11 protein-coding genes are annotated in these 19455 nt (G+C 58.0%); 10 read left to right on the top strand and 1 reads right to left on the bottom strand.

Annotation, left to right across the window (positions count from 1 at the left end; translation table 11 throughout):
- Positions 1-164 precede the first annotated feature (164 nt).
- The 9 genes from bcsR to KGA69_RS07460 all read left to right on the top strand — a co-directional run bounded on the left by bcsR (position 165) and on the right by KGA69_RS07460 (position 16016).
- Positions 165-353, top strand: coding sequence for a cellulose biosynthesis protein BcsR (gene bcsR, locus KGA69_RS07420; protein ID WP_045390797.1), 189 nt, complete (start codon positions 165-167; stop codon positions 351-353).
- An 11-nt stretch (positions 354-364) separates the two neighbouring features.
- On the top strand, positions 365-1102 hold the full coding sequence (bcsQ, locus tag KGA69_RS07425; RefSeq protein WP_045390800.1) for a cellulose biosynthesis protein BcsQ: 738 nt from the start codon (positions 365-367) through the stop codon (positions 1100-1102).
- A complete protein-coding gene (gene bcsA / locus KGA69_RS07430; RefSeq protein ID WP_045390803.1) occupies positions 1099-3717 on the top strand; it encodes a UDP-forming cellulose synthase catalytic subunit in 2619 nt (872 codons plus the stop codon). Before bcsQ ends, bcsA begins: the two co-directional genes overlap by 4 nt.
- A 10-nt stretch (positions 3718-3727) precedes the next feature.
- A complete protein-coding gene (gene bcsB / locus KGA69_RS07435) occupies positions 3728-6082 on the top strand; it encodes a cellulose biosynthesis cyclic di-GMP-binding regulatory protein BcsB (RefSeq protein WP_045390806.1) in 2355 nt (784 codons plus the stop codon).
- A gap of 6 nt (positions 6083-6088) precedes the next feature.
- The gene (gene bcsZ / locus KGA69_RS07440) at positions 6089-7195 is read left to right on the top strand and encodes a cellulose synthase complex periplasmic endoglucanase BcsZ (RefSeq protein ID WP_045390827.1); all 1107 of its coding nucleotides are present in this window, start codon (positions 6089-6091) and stop codon (positions 7193-7195) included.
- Positions 7177-10662, top strand: a complete 3486-nt coding sequence (gene bcsC, locus KGA69_RS07445; protein WP_049061123.1) for a cellulose synthase complex outer membrane protein BcsC — start codon at positions 7177-7179, stop codon at positions 10660-10662. The genes bcsZ and bcsC overlap by 19 nt, the downstream gene beginning before the upstream one ends.
- A gap of 196 nt (positions 10663-10858) precedes the next feature.
- Positions 10859-12865 carry a biofilm formation regulator HmsP gene (gene hmsP, locus KGA69_RS07450; protein WP_063415745.1) on the top strand — a complete coding sequence of 669 codons (2007 nt, stop codon included), beginning with the start codon at positions 10859-10861 and terminating at the stop codon, positions 12863-12865.
- A 155-nt stretch (positions 12866-13020) separates the two neighbouring features.
- Complete coding sequence (locus KGA69_RS07455; protein WP_015369244.1) at positions 13021-14307, top strand: dicarboxylate/amino acid:cation symporter; 1287 nt, start codon at positions 13021-13023, stop codon at positions 14305-14307.
- Between the two features lie 209 nt (positions 14308-14516).
- Positions 14517-16016: a M16 family metallopeptidase gene (locus KGA69_RS07460; RefSeq protein WP_045390815.1), complete on the top strand. Its 1500-nt coding sequence runs from the start codon at positions 14517-14519 to the stop codon at positions 16014-16016.
- A 235-nt stretch (positions 16017-16251) separates the two neighbouring features.
- On the opposite strand, the gene KGA69_RS07465 is transcribed toward KGA69_RS07460, so the two are convergent.
- The gene (locus KGA69_RS07465; protein WP_045397203.1) at positions 16252-17181 is read right to left on the bottom strand and encodes a 2-dehydro-3-deoxygluconokinase; all 930 of its coding nucleotides are present in this window, start codon (positions 17179-17181) and stop codon (positions 16252-16254) included.
- A 194-nt stretch (positions 17182-17375) separates the two neighbouring features.
- Here KGA69_RS07465 and KGA69_RS07470 point away from each other — a divergent pair, with 194 nt between their 5' ends.
- Positions 17376-19427, top strand: a complete 2052-nt coding sequence (locus KGA69_RS07470; RefSeq protein WP_213292942.1) for an AsmA family protein — start codon at positions 17376-17378, stop codon at positions 19425-19427.
- Positions 19428-19455: the final 28 nt, after the last annotated feature.

The raw sequence follows: 19455 nt of genomic DNA on the forward strand, positions 1-19455 counted from the left end.
TTCCTCGCGTGCCCTATTTACAATGATTAGTTTACTAGCGAAAGCGTGAGAGTAAACCTAACATTGAAATTAAAGGACATCAGTTTTAGCATGTACACGTAATTTTAGGGATGAGCGGTTTCCACTTCCTGGTTTTATAATGTGTTTTTCGAATGGACAGAGAAATGCCGGAAAAAGACCCTACGGTACCTGGCGACGCAACGCTGGGATATACCTTCCAAAATGATTTCCTGGCATTAAGCCGGGCATTTTCCCTGCCGGATATTGATTACCACGACATTTCCCGACGCGAGCAGCTCGCTGCGGCGTTGCAACGCTGGCCGCTGTTGGCCGAATTAGCTGAGAAAAAGTAAGGAAGCCGTCGATGGCGATTCTGGGATTACAAGGCATACGCGGCGGCGTAGGCACCACATCTATTACCGCCGCACTGGCCTGGGCGCTACAGCTGCTCGGTGAAACCGTGCTGGTGGTCGATGCCAGCCCGGACAATATGCTGCGCTTTTTCTTCAACGTTGATTTCGACCATCGCAACGGCTGGGCGCGCTCGTTGATTGACGGAGGTGACTGGCGCGACGCCGGGCTGCGCTACACCGCGCATATCGATCTTCTGCCGTTTGGCCGCCTGACGCCTGGCGAACGTGAGCACGTAGATAAGTTCAGTCCGACGCTGGAACCCATCGCGGAGCAAATCAAATTGCTCGACCAGCAGGGGAGCCACCGCTGGCTGCTGATTGATATACCCGAAGGCTACTCTCCGCTTACCCGCGAATTACTGAGCGTTTGCCATCGCGCTCTACAGGTTGTGCATCCCGACGGCAATAGCCATATTCGCCTGCATCAGCAGGCGCTGCCTGCTAATGCGGATATTTTGATTAACGACCTGCGCGTCGGCAGTCAGCTGCAGGAAGATCTCTATCAACTGTGGCTGGAAAGCCAGCGCCGTATTCTGCCGGTCACGATTCACCGCGATGAAGCGATGGCGGAATGTCTGGCGGCTAAACAGCCGCTTGGCGAATATCGCCAGGATTCGCTGGCGGCGGAAGAGGTGCTGACGCTGGCCAACTGGTGTCTGCTGCACTATGCCAGAGAGGGAGCGGCATGATCCGCCTGAGTACGTTGCTGCTGGCGCCGCCGGTGGGCGAGCGCTTGAGCGCACGTTATGATGACTATCGTCAGCATGGCGCGTCGGTGCTTTCAGCTTTTCTCGGATGCCTGTGGGTGTCGTTGGCGTGGGCGTTAATGCCGCTTGAGACGCCGCGCTGGCAAGCTATTCGCGAACACCACGGCGACTATTTTCCGCATATTAATCCGCATCGCCCACGCCCGTTAGATCCGATACGCTATTTGCTGCAGTCGCTCTGGCTACTGGCGACCCGGGTGCCGGAACCGGATAAAAAAATTAACTGGCGCTCGCTGGCGGCGCTGGAAGGGGTTCACGGGCGCTACGCGCAGTGGATGGAAAAATTACCGGAAAAGGTCAACACCCGTACCGGCCATCTCGATAAGCAGAAAGAGCTTGAGCACCTGCATCCACAGCTGCGGCGGCTGGTGCTGGGTACCATCACCTTCTTCTCGCTGATTCTGGCGCTGTTGTGTATCACCCAGCCGTTTAACCCGCTGTCGCAATTTATTTTCCTGCTGCTGTTGTGGGGCGTCGCGCTGCTGGTGCGGCGTATTCCGGGGCGTTTCTCCGCCCTGATGTTGATCGTGTTGTCGCTGACCGTTTCCTGTCGCTACATCTGGTGGCGCTATACCTCCACGCTGAACTGGAACGATCCGGTCAGCCTGGTGTGCGGGTTGATTTTGCTGTTTGCCGAAACCTACGCCTGGATTGTGCTGGTGTTGGGCTATTTCCAGGTGGTGTGGCCGCTCAATCGCCAGCCGGTGCCGCTGCCGGAAGATATGAACGAATGGCCGACGGTGGATATCTTCGTCCCGACCTACAACGAAGATCTTAGCGTGGTGAAAAATACCATCTACGCGTCGCAGGGTATCGACTGGCCGAAGGATAAGCTCAATATCTGGATCCTTGATGACGGCGGGCGCGAAGAGTTTCGCCAGTTCGCAAAAGATGTCGGCGTCCATTACATCGCGCGTACCAGCCACGAACATGCCAAGGCCGGTAATATCAACAATGCGTTGAAGTATGCGAAGGGCGAGTTCGTCTCTATTTTCGACTGCGACCACGTGCCGACCCGCTCCTTCCTGCAGATGACCATGGGCTGGTTCCTGAAGGATAAAAAGCTGGCGATGATGCAGACGCCGCACCACTTTTTCTCGCCGGATCCGTTCGAACGCAACCTGGGCCGTTTTCGTAAAACGCCGAACGAGGGGACGCTGTTTTACGGCCTGGTGCAGGACGGCAACGATATGTGGGATGCGACCTTTTTCTGCGGATCCTGCGCGGTCATTCGCCGCGGCCCGCTGGATGAAATCGGCGGTATCGCCGTCGAGACGGTCACCGAGGATGCCCACACCTCACTGCGCCTGCATCGTCGTGGCCATACCTCCGCCTATATGCGCATCCCTCAGGCGGCGGGGCTGGCGACGGAAAGCTTGTCGGCGCATATCGGCCAGCGTATTCGCTGGGCGCGCGGAATGGTGCAGATTTTCCGTCTTGATAACCCGCTGTTTGGTAAAGGGTTGAAGCTGGCGCAGCGTATCTGCTACGTCAACGCGATGCTGCACTTTTTGTCCGGTATCCCGCGGCTTATCTTCCTTACCGCGCCGCTGGCATTCCTGCTGTTACACGCCTATATCATCTATGCGCCGGCGCTTATGATCGCGCTGTTCGTGCTGCCGCATATGATCCATGCCAGCCTGACGAACTCGAAGATCCAGGGCAAGTACCGCCACTCCTTCTGGAGTGAAATCTACGAAACGGTGCTGGCATGGTATATCGCGCCGCCGACCTTCGTCGCGCTGATTAACCCGCACAAAGGCAAGTTCAACGTCACCGCCAAAGGCGGACTAGTGAAAGACGAGTATGTCGATTGGGTTATCTCACGCCCCTATATTTATCTGGTGTTGCTTAATCTGGTGGGCGTGGCGGTCGGCATCTGGCGCTTTATGTACGGACCCGAGAACGAAATTTTAACCGTCTGGGTCAGCATCATCTGGGTGTTTTATAACTTAATTATCCTCGGCGGCGCCGTGGCGGTGTCGGTGGAGAGCAAGCAGGTGCGGCGTTCGCACCGCGTAGAGATGTCGATGCCGGCGGCGATTGCCCGCCCGGATGGCCACCTGTTCTCCTGTACCGTTCATGACTACTCTGACGGCGGCCTGGGGATAAAAATTCACGGCGACGCGCGGGTACTGGAAGGGCAACACGTGAATTTGCTGCTCAAACGCGGACAGCAAGAATACGTCTTCCCGGTTCGCGTCGCGCGGGTCAACGGCGGTGAAGTCGGCCTGCAATTGCTGCCGCTGACTAACCAGCAACATATTGATTTTGTGCAGTGTACGTTTGCCCGCGCTGATACGTGGGCGCTTTGGCAGGACAGCTTCCCGGAAGATAAGCCGATGGAAAGCCTGCTGGATATCCTCAAGCTGGGGTTCCGTGGATATCGTCACCTGGCGGAGTTCTCGCCGCCGTCGGTGAAGGTTATTTTCCGCTCGCTCACCTCGCTGGTGGCCTGGATTGTATCGTTTTTGCCGCGCCGTCCCGAACGCGCCGCGGCGGTGCTTTCGGCAGAACCAGCAATGGCTCAACAATGATGATAATGCGATGAAAAGAAAACTTTCCTTGATTTGTGCAGTGGCGGTGGGAATGAGCAGCTGGTACCCCTTCGCAACATTTTCGGCTCCGGCGGCGACGCCGAATGCCGCGGTGGTCGACGCTCCCGCCACAACGGGTGCGGCCCAGCCAGCGCCGGTGATTATCGATGGCCAGCCGACGGCGGCGGTTATCGATCCTGCCGCGCCGGTGGTGGTGGCGGACAACATTCCCTCTCGCGACGTGAAGCTGACTTTTGCGCAAATCGCACCGCCGCCGGGGAGTATGGTGCTACGCGGTTCGCACCCAGAGGGCGCCGTGGAATTCGGCATGCGCAGTGATGAAGTGGTCGCCAAAGCGCTGCTCAATCTTGACTACACGCCGTCGCCATCGCTGCTGCCGGTGCAATCGCAGCTGAAGGTTTATCTCAACGACGAGCTGATGGGCGTACTGCCGGTCACCAAAGAGCAACTGGGTAAAAAAGTGAGCGCCCAGATCCCCGTCGATCCACTGTATATCACCGATTTTAACCGCGTGCGGCTGGAGTTTGTCGGCCACTATCGCGACGTTTGCGAAAACCCGGCCAGCAGTACGCTGTGGCTCGATATCGGCCGTGAGAGCTCGCTGGATTTAACCTATCAGTCGCTGCAGGTACGTAACGACCTGTCCCACTTCCCGGTACCGTTCTACGACTCGCGCGACAACCGTCCGCTGACGTTGCCGATGGTTTTTGCTGCTGCGCCTGACGTCAAACAGCAGCAGGCGGCGGCGATTGTCGCCTCCTGGTTTGGCAGCAAGGCCGGCTGGCGCGGTCAGCAGTTCCCGGTCCACTTCAATGAGATACCGGAACGCAACGCTATCATCTTCGCCACCAACGATAAGCGTCCGGACTTCCTGCGCGACCATCCGCCGGTGAAAGCGCCGACCATCGAAATGGTCAACCACCCGAGCAACCCGTACGTCAAGCTGCTGGTGATCTTCGGTCGCAACGATCAAGACCTGCTGGTGGCGGCGAAGGGTATTGCCCAGGGCAATATTCTGTTCCGCGGCGATAGCGTGGTAGTGGATGGCGTGAAAGAGTTGAAGGCGCGCCAGCCGTATGACGCGCCGAACTGGGTCCGTACCGACAGACCGGTGACTTTCGGCGAGCTGAAAACCTATGAGCAGCAGCTGCAATCAAGCGGCCTGGTGCCAGATTCGATTAACCTGGCGCTGAACCTACCGCCGGATCTATACCTGCTTCGCGCCAACGGCATCGATATGGATCTGAAATATCGCTATACCATGCCGCCTATCAAAGACAGCTCGCGGATGGATATCAGCCTTAACGATCAGTTCCTGCAGTCGTTTAGCCTCAATAGCTCGCAGGATGTGAATAAGCTAATTTTACGCCTGCCGGTGCTGCAGGGGCTGTTGGATGGCCAGAACCAGGTGACCATACCCGCGCTGCGTCTTGGCGCGATGAACCAGCTGCGCTTCGATTTTCAGTACATGAACCCGATGCCCGGCGGCAACATCGATAACTGTATTACCTTCCAGCCGGTGCAGAACCACGTGGTGATCGGCGATGACTCCACCATCGACTTTTCGAAGTATTACCACTTCCTGGCGATGCCGGATCTGCGCGTCTTCGCTAATGCCGGTTTCCCGTATACCCGCATGGCCGATCTTTCTCAGACGCTAATCGTGGTGCCGAAAACGCCTGATGCGGGTCAGGTTGAGACGCTGCTGCAGGCGGTAGGCGGCATCGGCGCACAGACCGGGCTGGCGGCTATCAACGTGCAGATGACCGACGACGGCAACCAGATTAAGGGCAAAGATGCCGATCTGATGCTGATTGGCGCTATTCCGCCGTCGCTGAAAGACGATACCAAAATCAATCTACTGGTCGAGGCGACCAAAAGCTGGGTGAAAACGCCGATGCGTCATTATGACCTGGCGAGCATCTATCCGGATGATGACGCGCGCACGCCGCATACGCGAACCGACATCACCTCTTCCGGGCCGATGGCGGCCATTATTGGCTTCCAGTCGCCCTACAACGACCAACGCAGCGTGATCGCCCTGATGGCCGATAGCCCACGCGGTAACGAGCTGCTCACAAACGCCTTAAATGACAGCGGTAAACGGGCGGCGATGTTCGGTTCGGTGGCGGTGATTCGTGAATCCGGCGTCAATAGCCTGCGGGTTGGCGATATCTATTATGTCGGCCACCTGCCGTGGTTCGAGCGCATCTGGTTTGCGCTCTCCAGCCATCCGATACTGTTGGCGATTCTGGCGGCCGTCAGCATTGTGCTGCTGGCGTGGGTGCTGTGGCGTATGCTGCGTATTCTCAGCCGTCGCCGTCTTGATCCTGATGATGAGTAATTGCTGATGAACGCATTTCGTGGGGTACTTCTCTCGGTTTTAATGCTGGCGGCGGGGCAGGTGAGCGCCGCCTGCCAGTGGCCCGCCTGGGAGCAGTTTAAAAAAGCGTATGTCAGCGCCGAAGGGCGAGTGATCGACCCCAGCGATGCGCGCAAAATCACTACCTCCGAAGGGCAAAGCTACGCGTTGTTCTTCGCCCTGGCGGCCAACGATCGTCAGGGCTTCGATAAGCTATTTCAGTGGACGCAGAACAACCTGGCGCAGGGCGATCTGCGCGCCCATCTGCCGGGATGGCTATGGGGGAAAAAGAGCGAGGATGAATGGACGGTGCTGGACACCAATTCGGCATCGGATTCTGATTTGTGGATTGCCTGGGCGCTGCTGGAAGCCGGACGCCTGTGGAAGGTTGATAACTATACTGAGGTAGGAAAAGCGCTGCTGGCGCGGATTGCCGATGAAGAAGTCGCTGATGTTCCGGGACTGGGGCCGTCGGTACTGCCGGGGAAAGTCGGTTTCGCGGACGACAAGGGCTGGCGCTTTAATCCAAGCTATCTGCCGCCGCAGCTCGCCACCTACTTTACCCGCTTTGGCGCGCCGTGGCCGAAGATCCGCGACAGCAATCTGCGGCTGCTGCTGGAAACGGCGCCGAAAGGCTTCTCGCCGGACTGGGTGCGCTATGAGAAAGGCAGCGGCTGGCAGCTGAAAACCGATAAGCCGATTATTGGTAGCTATGACGCTATTCGCGTCTATCTGTGGGTCGGGATGCTCAATAACGCCGATAAACAAAAAGCGCCGCTGTTGGCGCGTTTCAAACCGATGGCGACTCAGACGATCAAACAGGGATTGCCGCCGGAAAAAACCAATATCGCCAGCGGGAAAACCACCGGCGAGGGTCCGGTTGGTTTCTCCGCTTCCATGTTGCCGTTTTTACAAGATGAGGACGCCCGCGCGCTACAGCGCCAACGGGTCGCCGATCATTATCCCGACGCGGATGCCTACTATAGCGCGGTGCTGACGCTGTTCGGCCAGGGGTGGGATCAACATCGTTTTCGTTTCGCCGCAGGTGGCGAATTACAACCTGACTGGAACCAGGAATGCGCAAGTTCTCACTAAGCTTCATCACGCTGTCTGTCGGTCTCGCACTACTGCCGCTGGCGCAGGCGGCGAATACCCCTGCGCAGCAGCATCTGCTGGAACAAGTGCGTCTCGGCGAGGCGAGCAGCCGTGAAGACCTGGTACGTCAGTCGCTTTATCGACTGGAATTGATCGACCCGAATAACCCGGATTATCTCGCCGCGCGGGCTCGCTACCTGCTGCGTCAGGGCGACACCGCCGGCGCGCAAAAGCAGCTCGATCTGCTGGCGAAACTGGCCCCTGACTCAGCGGTATTAAAAGCGACGCGCAGCGAGATCGATCTCAGCGGAGGCAAAGGACAGCAAGAGCTGCAGCAGGCGCGCCTGCTCGGCGTGGCCGGAAAGGTCGATGAAGCCATCGCCGCCTATGAAAAGCTCTTCGGCGGCGTCCCGACGGATACCGAAGCGGCTATCGAATACTGGACGCTGGTGGCGCGATTGCCCGCTCGCCATAGTGAAGGCGTTAGCCAGCTAAAAAAACTCAATGCCAGTACCCCGGATAACGTCACTCTGCTGACCTCGCTGGCGAAGCAGATGTTTTCAGATAACAAGCAGCAGGAAGGCTTCGCCTATCTGGAACAGATGGCGCGTTCGGCTTCAGGTCGCGGTATCGCGGCAGATATGTGGCTCGGCGAAATTAAAACTATGCCGGTCAGCAGCGGCAGCGTTCAGGCATTACAGCGATTCCTGCTCTTGTTTCCCGCCGGATCCGCCGCCGCTAATGCCCGGCTGCTGCTGGCGCAGCAACAAACTCAACTGAAAGATCCGACCTTCCGCGCTAAAAGCGAAGGACTGGCGGCGGTGAAATCCGGCAATGCGGCGCAGGCGGTGGCCGATCTGCAGCAGGCGGTACGCGCCGATGCCCGCGATAGCGATGCCGTCGGCGCGCTGGGCGCCGCTTACTCACAGCGCGGCGACCGGGTGCGGGCGGTGGCGCAGCTCAATAAAGCGATCGCGATGGATCCGAAAAGCCCGAATCGCGATAAGTGGGACAGTCTGCTGAAGACCAACCGCTATTGGCTGTTGATTAAACAGGGTGATAACGCGCTGAAAGCAGGCCAACTGGCGCAGGCGCAAAATGCTTACGCCCAGGCGCAGCGGGTGGATAACACTGACAGCTACGCGGTACTGGGGTTAGGCGATGTCGCCGCGGCGCGCAAAGATGACGCCGCTGCCGAGCGCTACTATCGACAGGCGCTGCGGATGGATCGCGGCAATAACCTCGCGGTACGCGGTCTGGCGAATGTTTATCGCCGTGAGTCGCCTGAAAAAGCCAGCGCCTATATTGCCAGCCTATCCGCTAGTCAGCGGCGCAGTATTGATGATATCGAACGCAGTCTCACTAACGACCGACTGGAAAAACAGGCTGAAGCGCTGGAAAGCCAGGGCAGTTGGGCGCAGGCCGCGGAGGTGCAGCGGCGGCGTCTGGCGTTGGATCCCGAAAGCGTGTGGATAACCTATCGGCTGGCGAAAGATCTGGTCAGCGCCGGCCAGCGGCCGGAAGCGGACGCGCTGATGCGTAACATGGCCAACCGCAAGCCGGGCGATGCCGAACGGGTTTACGCCTACGGGCTCTATCTGTCCGGTAATAATCAGGATGATGCGGCGCTGGCGCAAATTAACGCGCTGCCGCGCGGACAGTGGACCGATAATATCCGTGAACTGGAAGGGCGTCTGCAAAGCGACAAAGTGATGCGCGAGGCCAACCAACTTCGCGATAGCGGGCAGGAAGCGCAGGCTATTGCCTTGATTAAACGGCAGCCGGAATCGGTACGCTACGATCTGGCATTGGCGGATTGGGCGCAGCAGCGCGGCGATAGCGCAGAGGCGATAGCCCAGTATCATCGGGTGCTGAGCCAGCAGGCTGATAATGGCGATGCGCGCCTGGGATTGGCGGAAGTCTATCTTGCCGAGGGCGATAAAAATGCCGCCCGCGCGCAGGTCGCGCAGTTGAAGGATGCGGATACGGAATCGATCAACATGCAGCGCCGGGTAGCGCTGGCCCGCGCCGGATTTGACGATACCGCGGGCGCGCAACAAATATTCGACCGCATCGTGCCGCAGGCGAAAAGCCAGCCGCCGTCGATGGAAAGCGCGCTGGTGCTGCGTGATGCCGCGCGCTTCCAGACGCAAAGCGATCAACCACAGCAGGCCCTGGAAAGCTATAAAGACGCGATGGTAGCCTCTGGCGTGACCCGCGTTCGCCCGCAGGATAATGACACCTTTACCCGCCTGACCCGCAACGATAGCCAGGATGACTGGCTGAAGCGCGGGATCCGCAGCGACGCCGCCGATCTTTATCGCCAGCAGGATCTTAACGTTACCCTTGAGCACGACTACTGGGGATCGAGCGGCACCGGCGGTTATTCAGACCTCAAAGCGCACACCACCATGCTGCAGGTGGACGCGCCGCTGTATGACGGACGGATGTTCTTCCGTACCGATGTGGTGAATATGAACGCCGGGACGTTTTCCACCAATAGCGACGGCGGCTACTCGCCGAGCTGGGGGACCTGCGGCGAAATTAGCTGCTATGGCGGCAGCAAAAATCAGAGCGACGGCGGCGCCAGCGTGGCGGTCGGCTGGAAGAACGATACCTGGAGCGGCGATATCGGCACCACGCCGATGGGCTTTAACGTGGTCGATGTCGTGGGGGGACTGAGTTATAGCGGCGATGCCGGGCCGGTCGGCTATACCGTCAACGTCCACCGGCGGCCCATTTCCAGCTCGCTGCTCTCCTTCGGCGGGCAAAAAGATAACCCTAACGACGGCCACACCGGTACAACCTGGGGCGGGGTACGCGCCGCCGGCGGCGGTATCAGCCTGAGCTACGATAAAGGCGAGGCGAACGGCATCTGGTCATCGTTGGGTGCGGACCAACTCACCGGCAAAAACGTCGAGGACAACTGGCGCGTGCGCTGGATGACCGGTTACTACTATAAAGCGATCAATGAAAATAATCGCCGGGTGACCGTCGGCCTGACCAATATGATCTGGCACTACGACAAAGACCTCAGCGGCTACACGCTGGGTCAGGGCGGTTACTACAGCCCGCAGGAGTATCTCTCTTTCTCGGTGCCGGTCATCTGGCGTCAGCGTACCGAAAACTGGTCATGGGAACTCGGCGGTTCGGTGTCATGGTCCCATTCGCGCACGCAAACTCAGGCGCGCTATCCGTTGCTGAATTTGATTCCGTCGCAGTATCGCTACGAGGCCAGCCAGCTAAAAGAAGAGGGCGGCAGCAGCCAGGGCTTCGGTTATACCGCACGGGCGCTGGTGGAACGGCGAGTTACCGGCAACTGGTTTGTCGGCGCGGCGGTGGATATTCAGCAGGCCAAAGATTACACGCCGAGCCACGCGCTGCTGTACGTGCGCTATTCCGCTTCCGGTTGGCAGGGCGACATGGATATGCCGCCGCAGCCGTTGGTACCTTATGCGGATTGGTAGCAGATTAGCCTGATTTCTACGTCTAATCGCCAATCCACCCCGCTGTTCGCGTATACTCGCCGTACCTCGCCCGCCGCTTTCGGGAAGAACCCGTCTTGCGGGCGAGAGCGAACAATTTGCGTATATAATCAGCCTGAAAACGACCGGTAGTGATGGATCTCGCCGGATAGTCGTTCAGTTTCAGTGGAGAACACAGTTGCGCGTCAGCCGCTCACTTACAATTAAACAGATGGCGATGGTCGCGAGCGTGTCCATGGCGTTTGTCCTGGTCTTTTGTTCCATTTTACTGTTTCACTTTGTGCAACAGAGTCGCTATACCACGGCCACGCAATTAGAAAGTATCGCCCGTTCCGTTCGCGAACCGCTGTCGGCGGCAATTTTGAAAGCCGACATTCCCGAAGCGGAAGCCATTCTGGGCCGCATTCAGCCTGCTGGCATCGTCAGCCGGGCGGATGTGGTGCTACCGAATCAATTCCAGGCGCTGCGGATGCGCTTTATTCCCGAACGCCCGGTGCCGGTGATGATCACTCGCCTGTTTGAACTGCCGGTGCAGATATCTCTGCCAATCTACTCGCTGGAACGCCCTGCTAACCCGCAGCCGCTGGCTTATCTGGTGCTGCAGGCGGATTCCTATCGCATGTACAAATTCGTCATGAGCGCGCTTGCGACGTTAGTGACTACTTACTTACTTTTGGTGCTGGTTTTAACGGTAGCGCTCACCTGGTGCATCAACCGACTGATTGTTCGCCCACTGCGCGCCATCGCTCGCGAGCTCAACGATATTCCGCCTCAGGATCGTCTCGGGCATCAACTGAGCCTACCGCGACTGCACCAGGACGATGAAATCGGCATGCTGGTGCGCTGCTACAACCGCAATCAGCAGTCCTTGTTGCGCCAGTATGATGAGCTATCGCTGCAATCGACCCGTTTTCCGGTGTCTGAGCTCCCCAACAAAGCCTTTCTGATGGCGATGCTGGAGCAGACCGCGACCCGTCCGCAGCCTTCGGCGCTGCTGGTGGTGGCGTGTGAAACCCTGCAAGATGCCGCGGGCGTCCTGAAAGAGAGCCAGCGCGAGATGCTGCTCTTAACGCTGGTCGAGAAACTAAAAGCGGTTATCCCGGCCAATATGGTACTGGCGCAGGTGAGCGGTTACGATTTCGCCATTTACGCGCCCGGACTTAGCGAGCCTTGGGAAGCGGTGTCGCTAAGTAAGCGAGTGCTCACTTCTATTAGCGAGCGATTGCCGCTGCACGGTGTCCAGCTGCGCCCTTGCGCCAGCGTCGGCATCGCGATGTTTAATAGCGAGCTGAATGCCGAGCAGTTCTACCGCCGTGCGGTTTCCGCCGCGGTGACGGCGCGGCGTAAGGGTAAAAATCAGATCGAGTTCTTTGACCCTGAGCAGATGGAAAAAGCCCAGCGCCGGTTAATGGAAGAGCATGACATCCTCACCGCGCTCGATAATCAGCAGTTCGCCATCTGGTTCCAGCCGCAGGTGGATATTGCCAGCGGCGATATTTGCGGTGCGGAAGTTCTGCTGCGTCAGCGACAGGCCGATGGCAGCTGGTCGCTACCGTGCGATCTGATCGAGCGTATTGAAAACTGCGGGTTGATGGTGCCGGTAGGTTATTGGGTAATGGAAGAAGCCTGCCGTCAACTGGCAGCCTGGCAGCAACAAGGGATCATGCTGCCGCTGTCGGTGAACGTCTCTCTCCTGCAACTGCTGCATCCCGAGCGCGGCGTTGAGCTACTGGCGCTCATTGAACGCTACCGTATCGCCCCGGGCACGCTGGTGCTGGAGGTGACGGAAAGCCGCCGTCTTGACGATCCGCAGGCGGTGATTGCCCTGCTGCGCCCGCTGCGCGACGCCGGTACGCGCATTGCGCTGGATGATTTCGGCATGGGTTATGCCGGGTTGCGCCAGCTGCAACATATGAAATCGCTGCCGGTGGATATCCTGAAAATCGACAAGGCGTTTATTGATATGGTGCCGGATGATACCAGCATGGTCCCGGCGATAATTCAGCTGGCACGCGGGCTCAAGCTGCGGATTGTCGCTGAGGGCGTCGAAAAAGAAGAACAGCTGAAATGGTTGCAAGCGGCGGGGGTGGACATCGCTCAGGGTTACCTGTTTGGTTGCGCCTTACCGCTGGAAAGCTTTATGCAGCGCTTCCTGCACGCTGAAAAGGATGATGCAAGTTTGTAACATTTTTAGTTGTTTGTGCGAGTCAGCTCAAATATTTTAACAATTCCGTTGCAACTTCGCGGTTACTTATTTCTGAAATGTTTCCAGGGTGTTATTTTTAAGCCACAGACACAGATAACCTTTCATTGTCTGTGGTTATTCCCAAAGGACACCCTATGAAACTCTCTCTCTTCAAAAGCCTCTATGTCCAGGTTTTATCGGCCATAGCCATCGGTATTTTGCTGGGCCATTTCTACCCGGAACTTGGCGCGCAGATGAAACCGTTCGGCGACGCCTTCGTAAAACTGATTAAAATGGTCATTGCTCCAGTTATCTTCTGTACCGTTGTGACAGGGATCGCCGGAATGGAAAGCATGAAGGCCGTCGGTCGTACCGGTGCGGTGGCGTTACTCTACTTTGAAGTGGTGAGTACCATTGCGTTGATTATCGGTCTTATCATTGTCAACGTGGTGCAACCCGGCGCGGGCATGAACGTCGATCCGGCGACGCTGGACGCGCACGCGGTGGCGGTCTACGCCGAGCAGGCTAAAGATCAGGGTGTTGTCGCCTTCTTACTCGATATTATCCCGGGCAGCGTAATTGGCGCTTTCGCCAGCGGTAATATTTTGCAGGTGCTGATGTTTGCCGTCCTGTTTGGCTTTGCGCTGCATCGTTTAGGTAGCAAAGGCCAGCTGATTTTCAACGTCATTGAAAGCTTCTCGCAGGTCATTTTCGGCATCATTAACATGATTATGCGCCTGGCGCCGATCGGTGCTTTCGGGGCGATGGCCTTCACTATCGGTAAATACGGCGTCGGTACTCTGGTACAGCTGGGCCAACTGATCATCTGCTTCTACATCACCTGTATTCTGTTCGTGGTGCTGGTACTGGGCTCAATCGCGCGGGCCACCGGCTTTAGCATCTTCAAGTTCATTCGCTATATCCGCGAAGAGCTGCTGATTGTGCTGGGGACCTCCTCTTCGGAGTCCGCGCTGCCGCGAATGCTGGATAAGATGGAGAAGTTGGGATGTCGTAAGTCGGTGGTGGGGCTGGTAATACCGACCGGCTACTCCTTTAACCTCGACGGCACCTCCATCTACCTGACGATGGCGGCGGTGTTCATCGCCCAGGCCACCAATAGCCATATGGATATCTTCCATCAGATCACCTTGCTGGTGGTGCTGCTGCTCTCTTCGAAAGGGGCGGCGGGCGTTACCGGTAGCGGATTTATCGTACTGGCGGCAACCATCTCCGCGGTGGGGCATCTGCCGGTGGCGGGTCTGGCGCTGATTCTCGGTATCGACCGCTTTATGTCGGAAGCGCGCGCGTTGACCAACCTGGTGGGTAACGGCGTGGCGACCGTGGTCGTCGCGAAATGGGTGAAAGAACTCGATGCCAAACAGCTCGATGATGTGTTGAATAACCGCGTTCCCGCGGACAAATCACAAGAATTATCCTCGTAATTCCTCATGTTATGCCCATGAACTATGGGCTCCTGCGCAAAATTAGGTATCATTCCCCTTCTGGGGGAATGATACCTCATGATTATTTTACGTCTTCATGCGACATTTTCGCCTTCGCGTGGTCTAACCGACGTATTTGATTCACCACCTTTTTCGGCAATCCGACGATGGGTTGCCTATGTAACCAGGAATGTTCATCAGGGGTTCACATGCAGGGCACAAAAATTCGACTCTTAACCGGTGGTTTGCTGATGATAGCGACGGCCGGTTCTGTGCAGGCAGAAGCGCTCCAGCCGGACCCGGCCTGGCAACAGGGGACTTTGGCGAACGGTTTTTCGTGGCAGGTACTGGCCACGCCGCAGCGTCCTAGCGATCGCGTCGAAGTCCGCCTGGCTGTGAATATTGGCTCGCTGAGCGAAAGCACTCAGCAGAGCGGCTTCAGTCATTTCATTCCGCGCCTGGCGCTGACCCAAAGCGGCAGCCTCCCGACGATGCAGGCGCGTTCGCTGTGGCAGCAGAGTATTGACCCGAAGCGTCCTCTGCCGCCGGCGATCGTTTCGTACGATTTCACCTTGTTTAATCTGAGCCTGCCGAACAACCGCAACGACCTGCTTAAAGAGGCGTTGAACTGGCTGGCGGATGCTAACGGTAAGTTGAGCATCACCCAGCAAGCGGTCAATCATGCGCTGCAGGGCAGCGATATGGTGGCGACCTGGCCGCTGGATACTCAGGAAGGCTGGTGGCGCTATCGCCTGAAGGGCTCGACGATGCTCGGCCACGATCCGGCGGCGCCGTTGAAACAACCGGTTGATATTAAACAGCTGAAAGAATTTTATCAGAAATGGTACACCCCGGACGCGATGACGCTGATTGTCGTCGGCAACGTCGATAGCCGCAGCGTCGCGGAGCAAATCAACAAAATCTTCGGCGAACTGAAAGGTAAACGCGAGACGCCGGCGGCGGTGCCAACGCTGTCACCTCTGCCGGCTACGCCGGTCAGCATCATGACCGATGCCGTGCGTCAGGATAAGCTGTCGATCATGTGGGATTCCCCATGGCAGCCGATCCGCGATTCCGCCGCGCTGCAGCGCTACTGGCGCGATGACCTGGCTCGGGAAGCGCTGTTCTGGCATGTGCAGCAGAACCTGAGCAAAAGCAACGTAAAAGATATCGGCCTCGGTTTTGATTGCCGCGTGCTGTACCAGCGCGCCCAGTGCGCAATCAATATCGACTCGCCGGGCGAACGCCTGAACGCCAACCTGAGCGCGGTATCGCGCGAGCTGGCGAAGGTGCGCGACAACGGCCTGCCGCAGGAAGAGTTTGATGCGCTGATTGCGCAGAAAAACCTCGAACTGCAAAAGCTGTTCGCTACCTATGCGCGCACGGATACCGATATTCTGATTAGCCAACGCATGCGTTCGCTGCAAAATCAGGTGGTGGATATCGCGCCGGAGCAGTATCAAAAGCTGCGCCAGGAGTTCCTTAACTCACTGACGGTCGACATGTTGAACCAGTATCTGCGCCAGCAGTTATCGCAGGATATGGCGCTGGTGCTGCAGCAGCCGAAAGGCGAGCCGGAGTACAACATGAAGGATCTGAAAGCGACGTGGGAAAAACTGATGGCGCCAGCGCCCGCTGCGGCGGTGAGCGCCACGCCGGATGCGGCTGATGCGCATAATGAGGCGACGGATATTCCTCCAGCGCAGTAACACAGGAAGCGGGTGCGGATCCGCTTTTGCGCCGGATGGCGGCTACGCCTTATCCGGCCTACGGTTCGTGCCATTGCGAGCTGGAGTTGTTAACTCTACCTCTGTCCCCATGGCTACTGAAACTGCCGCGGTTGGTGGCCTCAAAATCCCCGGTGGCGCTACCGCTTACCGGGGCTACAGCACTGTTCGATTTGGTAGCCCTGCTAAGCGCAGCGCAAGCAGGGGGAATCGGAGCTTAGTCCGGCATCGCTTCGCGTGGGATAATCGCCCCGCGATACTGGATAACCGTGCTGGCGGTGAGGTGTCCGCGTTTCGCCGCGGATTCCGCGTCGCCGCCGGTCAGGCGCACCGCCAGATAGCCGGCGCTGAACGAATCGCCCGCCGCGGTGGTATCGACGACTTTCTCTTTCGCCAGCTTCACCGCGGGCACCTCCAGCAGCGGCTGGCCGGCAATCGCCACCAGACAGGAGTCGGCGCCGCGCTTCACCACCACCTCTTCGACGCCAGCGGCGTGGGTACGGGCGATAACCTCGGCAACCGGTACCGCTCCCCACAGCGCATCCTCATCATCCAGCGTCAGAAAAGCGATATCGGTACATTCCAGCATTTGCTGGTACACCTGGCGAGTCTCTTGCTGGCTGGCCCACAGGCGCGGACGGTAGTTGTTATCGAAAATCACTTTCCCGCCGTTAGCACGGCATTCGCGCAGCAGCGTGAGCAGCTTTTCCCGGCTGGACGGGCTGAGGATGGCGAGGCTGATACCGCTCAGATAGAGGTAATCAAAGGTCGCCAGCTCTTCACAGATGGCGTCCGCGCGCTCGCTTTCGAGCCAGAATTTGGCCGCCGCTTCGTTGCGCCAGTAGTAGAAGGTGCGCTCGCCGGTCTCGTCCGTTTCAATGTAGTAGAGGCCAGGCAGACGGTCAGCCATGCGCTGAATCAGATCGGTTTTTACCTGCTCGCCCTGCCAGGATTCCAGCATCTGCTGGCTGAAGGTGTCGGTGCCCAGCGCGGTCACGTAGTGCACGCTAAGGGCATCCGCGCTGGTCTGGCGCGCGATGTAGACCGATGTGTTTAAGGTATCGCCACCGAAACCGCGATTCACCGCCGCGTTTTTCTCTGACAGTTCAATCATGCATTCGCCAATCACGGCAATTTTCTTAGACATAGTGCTGACCTGAAATTGAATCGAAATTAGCGGTAGTTTGCGCTGGGCACCCGGCAGGGTCAATCATATTAAAACATCGTTCCATTATTTTTTGACCTGACGCGCAAAATGTGACGAAAAGCGCATTTGGCGGATGAATCTCCGCTCTTCAACTATAGTGAGGAGTGACGAGACGCAAAAGGAGCGGAGAGGGGATGACCAGAACCCGTAAAACGATTGCTATTATCTCGGGAACGATTGTGCTGTTAATCGTTCTTTTTTTCATCGTGTTGGCGACCTTTGACTGGAACCGGCTCAAGCCGACGATCAATCAGAAAGTCTCCGCCGAACTCAATCGGCCATTCGCCATTCGCGGCGACCTTGGCGTGGTGTGGGAGCGACAGCCCGAGGAGCGCGGCTGGCGCAGCTGGATCCCGTGGCCGCATGTGCATGCCGAAGATATCGTGTTGGGCAACCCGCCCGACATTCCGCAAGTGACGATGGTGCATCTGCCGCGCGTGGAAGCGACGCTGGCCCCGCTGGCGCTGCTGAGCAAAACGGTCTATTTGCCGTGGATTAAGCTCGAACAGCCTGACGTCCGGCTGATAAGGCTGACGGAAAACACCAATAACTGGACCTTTAAATTAGCTGCGGACCCGTCCTCCGAAAAAGCCAACCCGCCATCGGCCTGGTCTTTCCGCCTTGATAATATTCTCTTCGATCGCGGCAACATCGGTATTGACGATAAGGTAACCCGCAGCGATATCGCGATCGTGGTCGATCCGCTCGGCAAAGCGCTGCCGTTTAGCGAAGTTACCGGTGCGGGCGACAAAGCGCAGGCGAAAAAAGCCGGCGACTATATCTTTGGCCTGTCGGTGAAGGGGCGCTACAAAGGCCAGCCGCTGAGCGGCAGCGGAAAAATTGGCGGCATGCTGGCGCTGCGTAGCAATAGTACGCCGTTCCCGCTACAAGGGGATTTTCACTCTGGTAACACCCGGATTGCGTTTAGCGGCACAGTCAGCGATCCGCTTAACGTCGGCGGGCTCGATCTGCGGCTGAAATTCGCCGGCGACTCGCTGCGCGACCTCTACGATCTGACCGGCGTCCTGCTGCCGGAAACGCCGTCCTTTTCCACCGATGGCCGCCTGCGCGCCGACTTTAAGCACAAAAACGGCATGCGTTTTGCCTATCGCGATTTTAACGGCCGGATTGGCGACAGCGATATCCACGGTTCGTTGACCTATACTACCGGCAAACCGCGACCGAAGCTCACCGGCGATCTGGAGTCTAAACAGCTGCGGCTGGCGGACCTCGGCCCGCTGATTGGCGTTGATTCCGGCGGCGGGGCGAAGAAATCCTCATCACGTAAAGCGGGCGATGCCGTACAGCCGGCGGGGAAAGTCCTGCCGGCCGATCGCTTTGAGACGGATAAATGGCAGGTGATGGACGCCGATGTGCGCTTCAAGGGGCGGCGAATCGAACACGGCGGTACTCTGCCCATCAGCGACCTGGCGACCCATATTATTCTTGAACGCGGCGACCTGCGCCTGCAGCCGGTGCGTTTTGGCCTGGCTAACGGTTCGATTGCCGGCAGCGTGCATCTGCAGGGCGATAAAAAACCGCTACAGGGCGAGGCCAATCTGCAGGCGCGGCGGCTCAAGCTTAAGGCGTTGATGCCGAACGTCGAGATGATGCAGAAAACGCTCGGTGAGATGAGCGGCGATGTGCAACTGCGCGGCAGCGGTAACTCGGTGGCGGCGCTGCTTGGCAACAGCAACGGCAACCTTAAGCTGCTGATGAATGATGGTCTGATTAGCCGCAACCTGATGGAAATTCTCGGCTTAAACGTCGGTAATTTTATCATCGGGCAGATTTTCGGCGATGAGGAGGTTCGGGTGAACTGTGCGGCGGCTAATATCGATGTGGTCAACGGCGTGGCGCGACCGCAAATTTTCGCCTTCGATACCGAGAACGCGTTGATTAACGTGACCGGCACCGCCAGCTTTGCCTCTGAACAGCTGGATCTGACCGTTGACCCGGAAAGTAAGGGCCTGCGGGTGATTACTCTGCGCTCGCCGCTGTACGTGCGCGGCACATTTAAATCGCCGGATGCCGGGGTGAAAGCCGGGCCGCTGATTGCCCGCGGCGCGGTGGCGGCAGCGTTGGCGACGTTGGTTACGCCGGCGGCCGCTTTACTGGCGCTGATCTCGCCGGCGGAAGGCGAGGCGAATCAGTGCCGGACGATTTTGTCACAGATGAAAAAGTAAGGATGGGATGAGTGATGGCCCTGACGGC

The organism is Klebsiella sp. A52 (genome assembly GCF_018388785.1).
GTDB lineage: Bacteria > Pseudomonadota > Gammaproteobacteria > Enterobacterales > Enterobacteriaceae > Klebsiella > Klebsiella aerogenes.

Coding starts and splice junctions, on each gene's coding strand:
- bcsZ (WP_045390827.1), top strand. CDS start 6,089: ATGAACGCATTTCGTGGGGTACTTCTCTCGGTTTTAATGCTGGCGGCG.
- bcsR (WP_045390797.1), top strand. CDS start 165: ATGCCGGAAAAAGACCCTACGGTACCTGGCGACGCAACGCTGGGATAT.
- bcsA (WP_045390803.1), top strand. CDS start 1,099: ATGATCCGCCTGAGTACGTTGCTGCTGGCGCCGCCGGTGGGCGAGCGC.
- bcsB (WP_045390806.1), top strand. CDS start 3,728: ATGAAAAGAAAACTTTCCTTGATTTGTGCAGTGGCGGTGGGAATGAGC.
- bcsC (WP_049061123.1), top strand. CDS start 7,177: ATGCGCAAGTTCTCACTAAGCTTCATCACGCTGTCTGTCGGTCTCGCA.
- bcsQ (WP_045390800.1), top strand. CDS start 365: ATGGCGATTCTGGGATTACAAGGCATACGCGGCGGCGTAGGCACCACA.
- KGA69_RS07455 (WP_015369244.1), top strand. CDS start 13,021: ATGAAACTCTCTCTCTTCAAAAGCCTCTATGTCCAGGTTTTATCGGCC.
- KGA69_RS07460 (WP_045390815.1), top strand. CDS start 14,517: ATGCAGGGCACAAAAATTCGACTCTTAACCGGTGGTTTGCTGATGATA.
- KGA69_RS07470 (WP_213292942.1), top strand. CDS start 17,376: ATGACCAGAACCCGTAAAACGATTGCTATTATCTCGGGAACGATTGTG.
- KGA69_RS07465 (WP_045397203.1), bottom strand. CDS start 17,181: ATGTCTAAGAAAATTGCCGTGATTGGCGAATGCATGATTGAACTGTCA.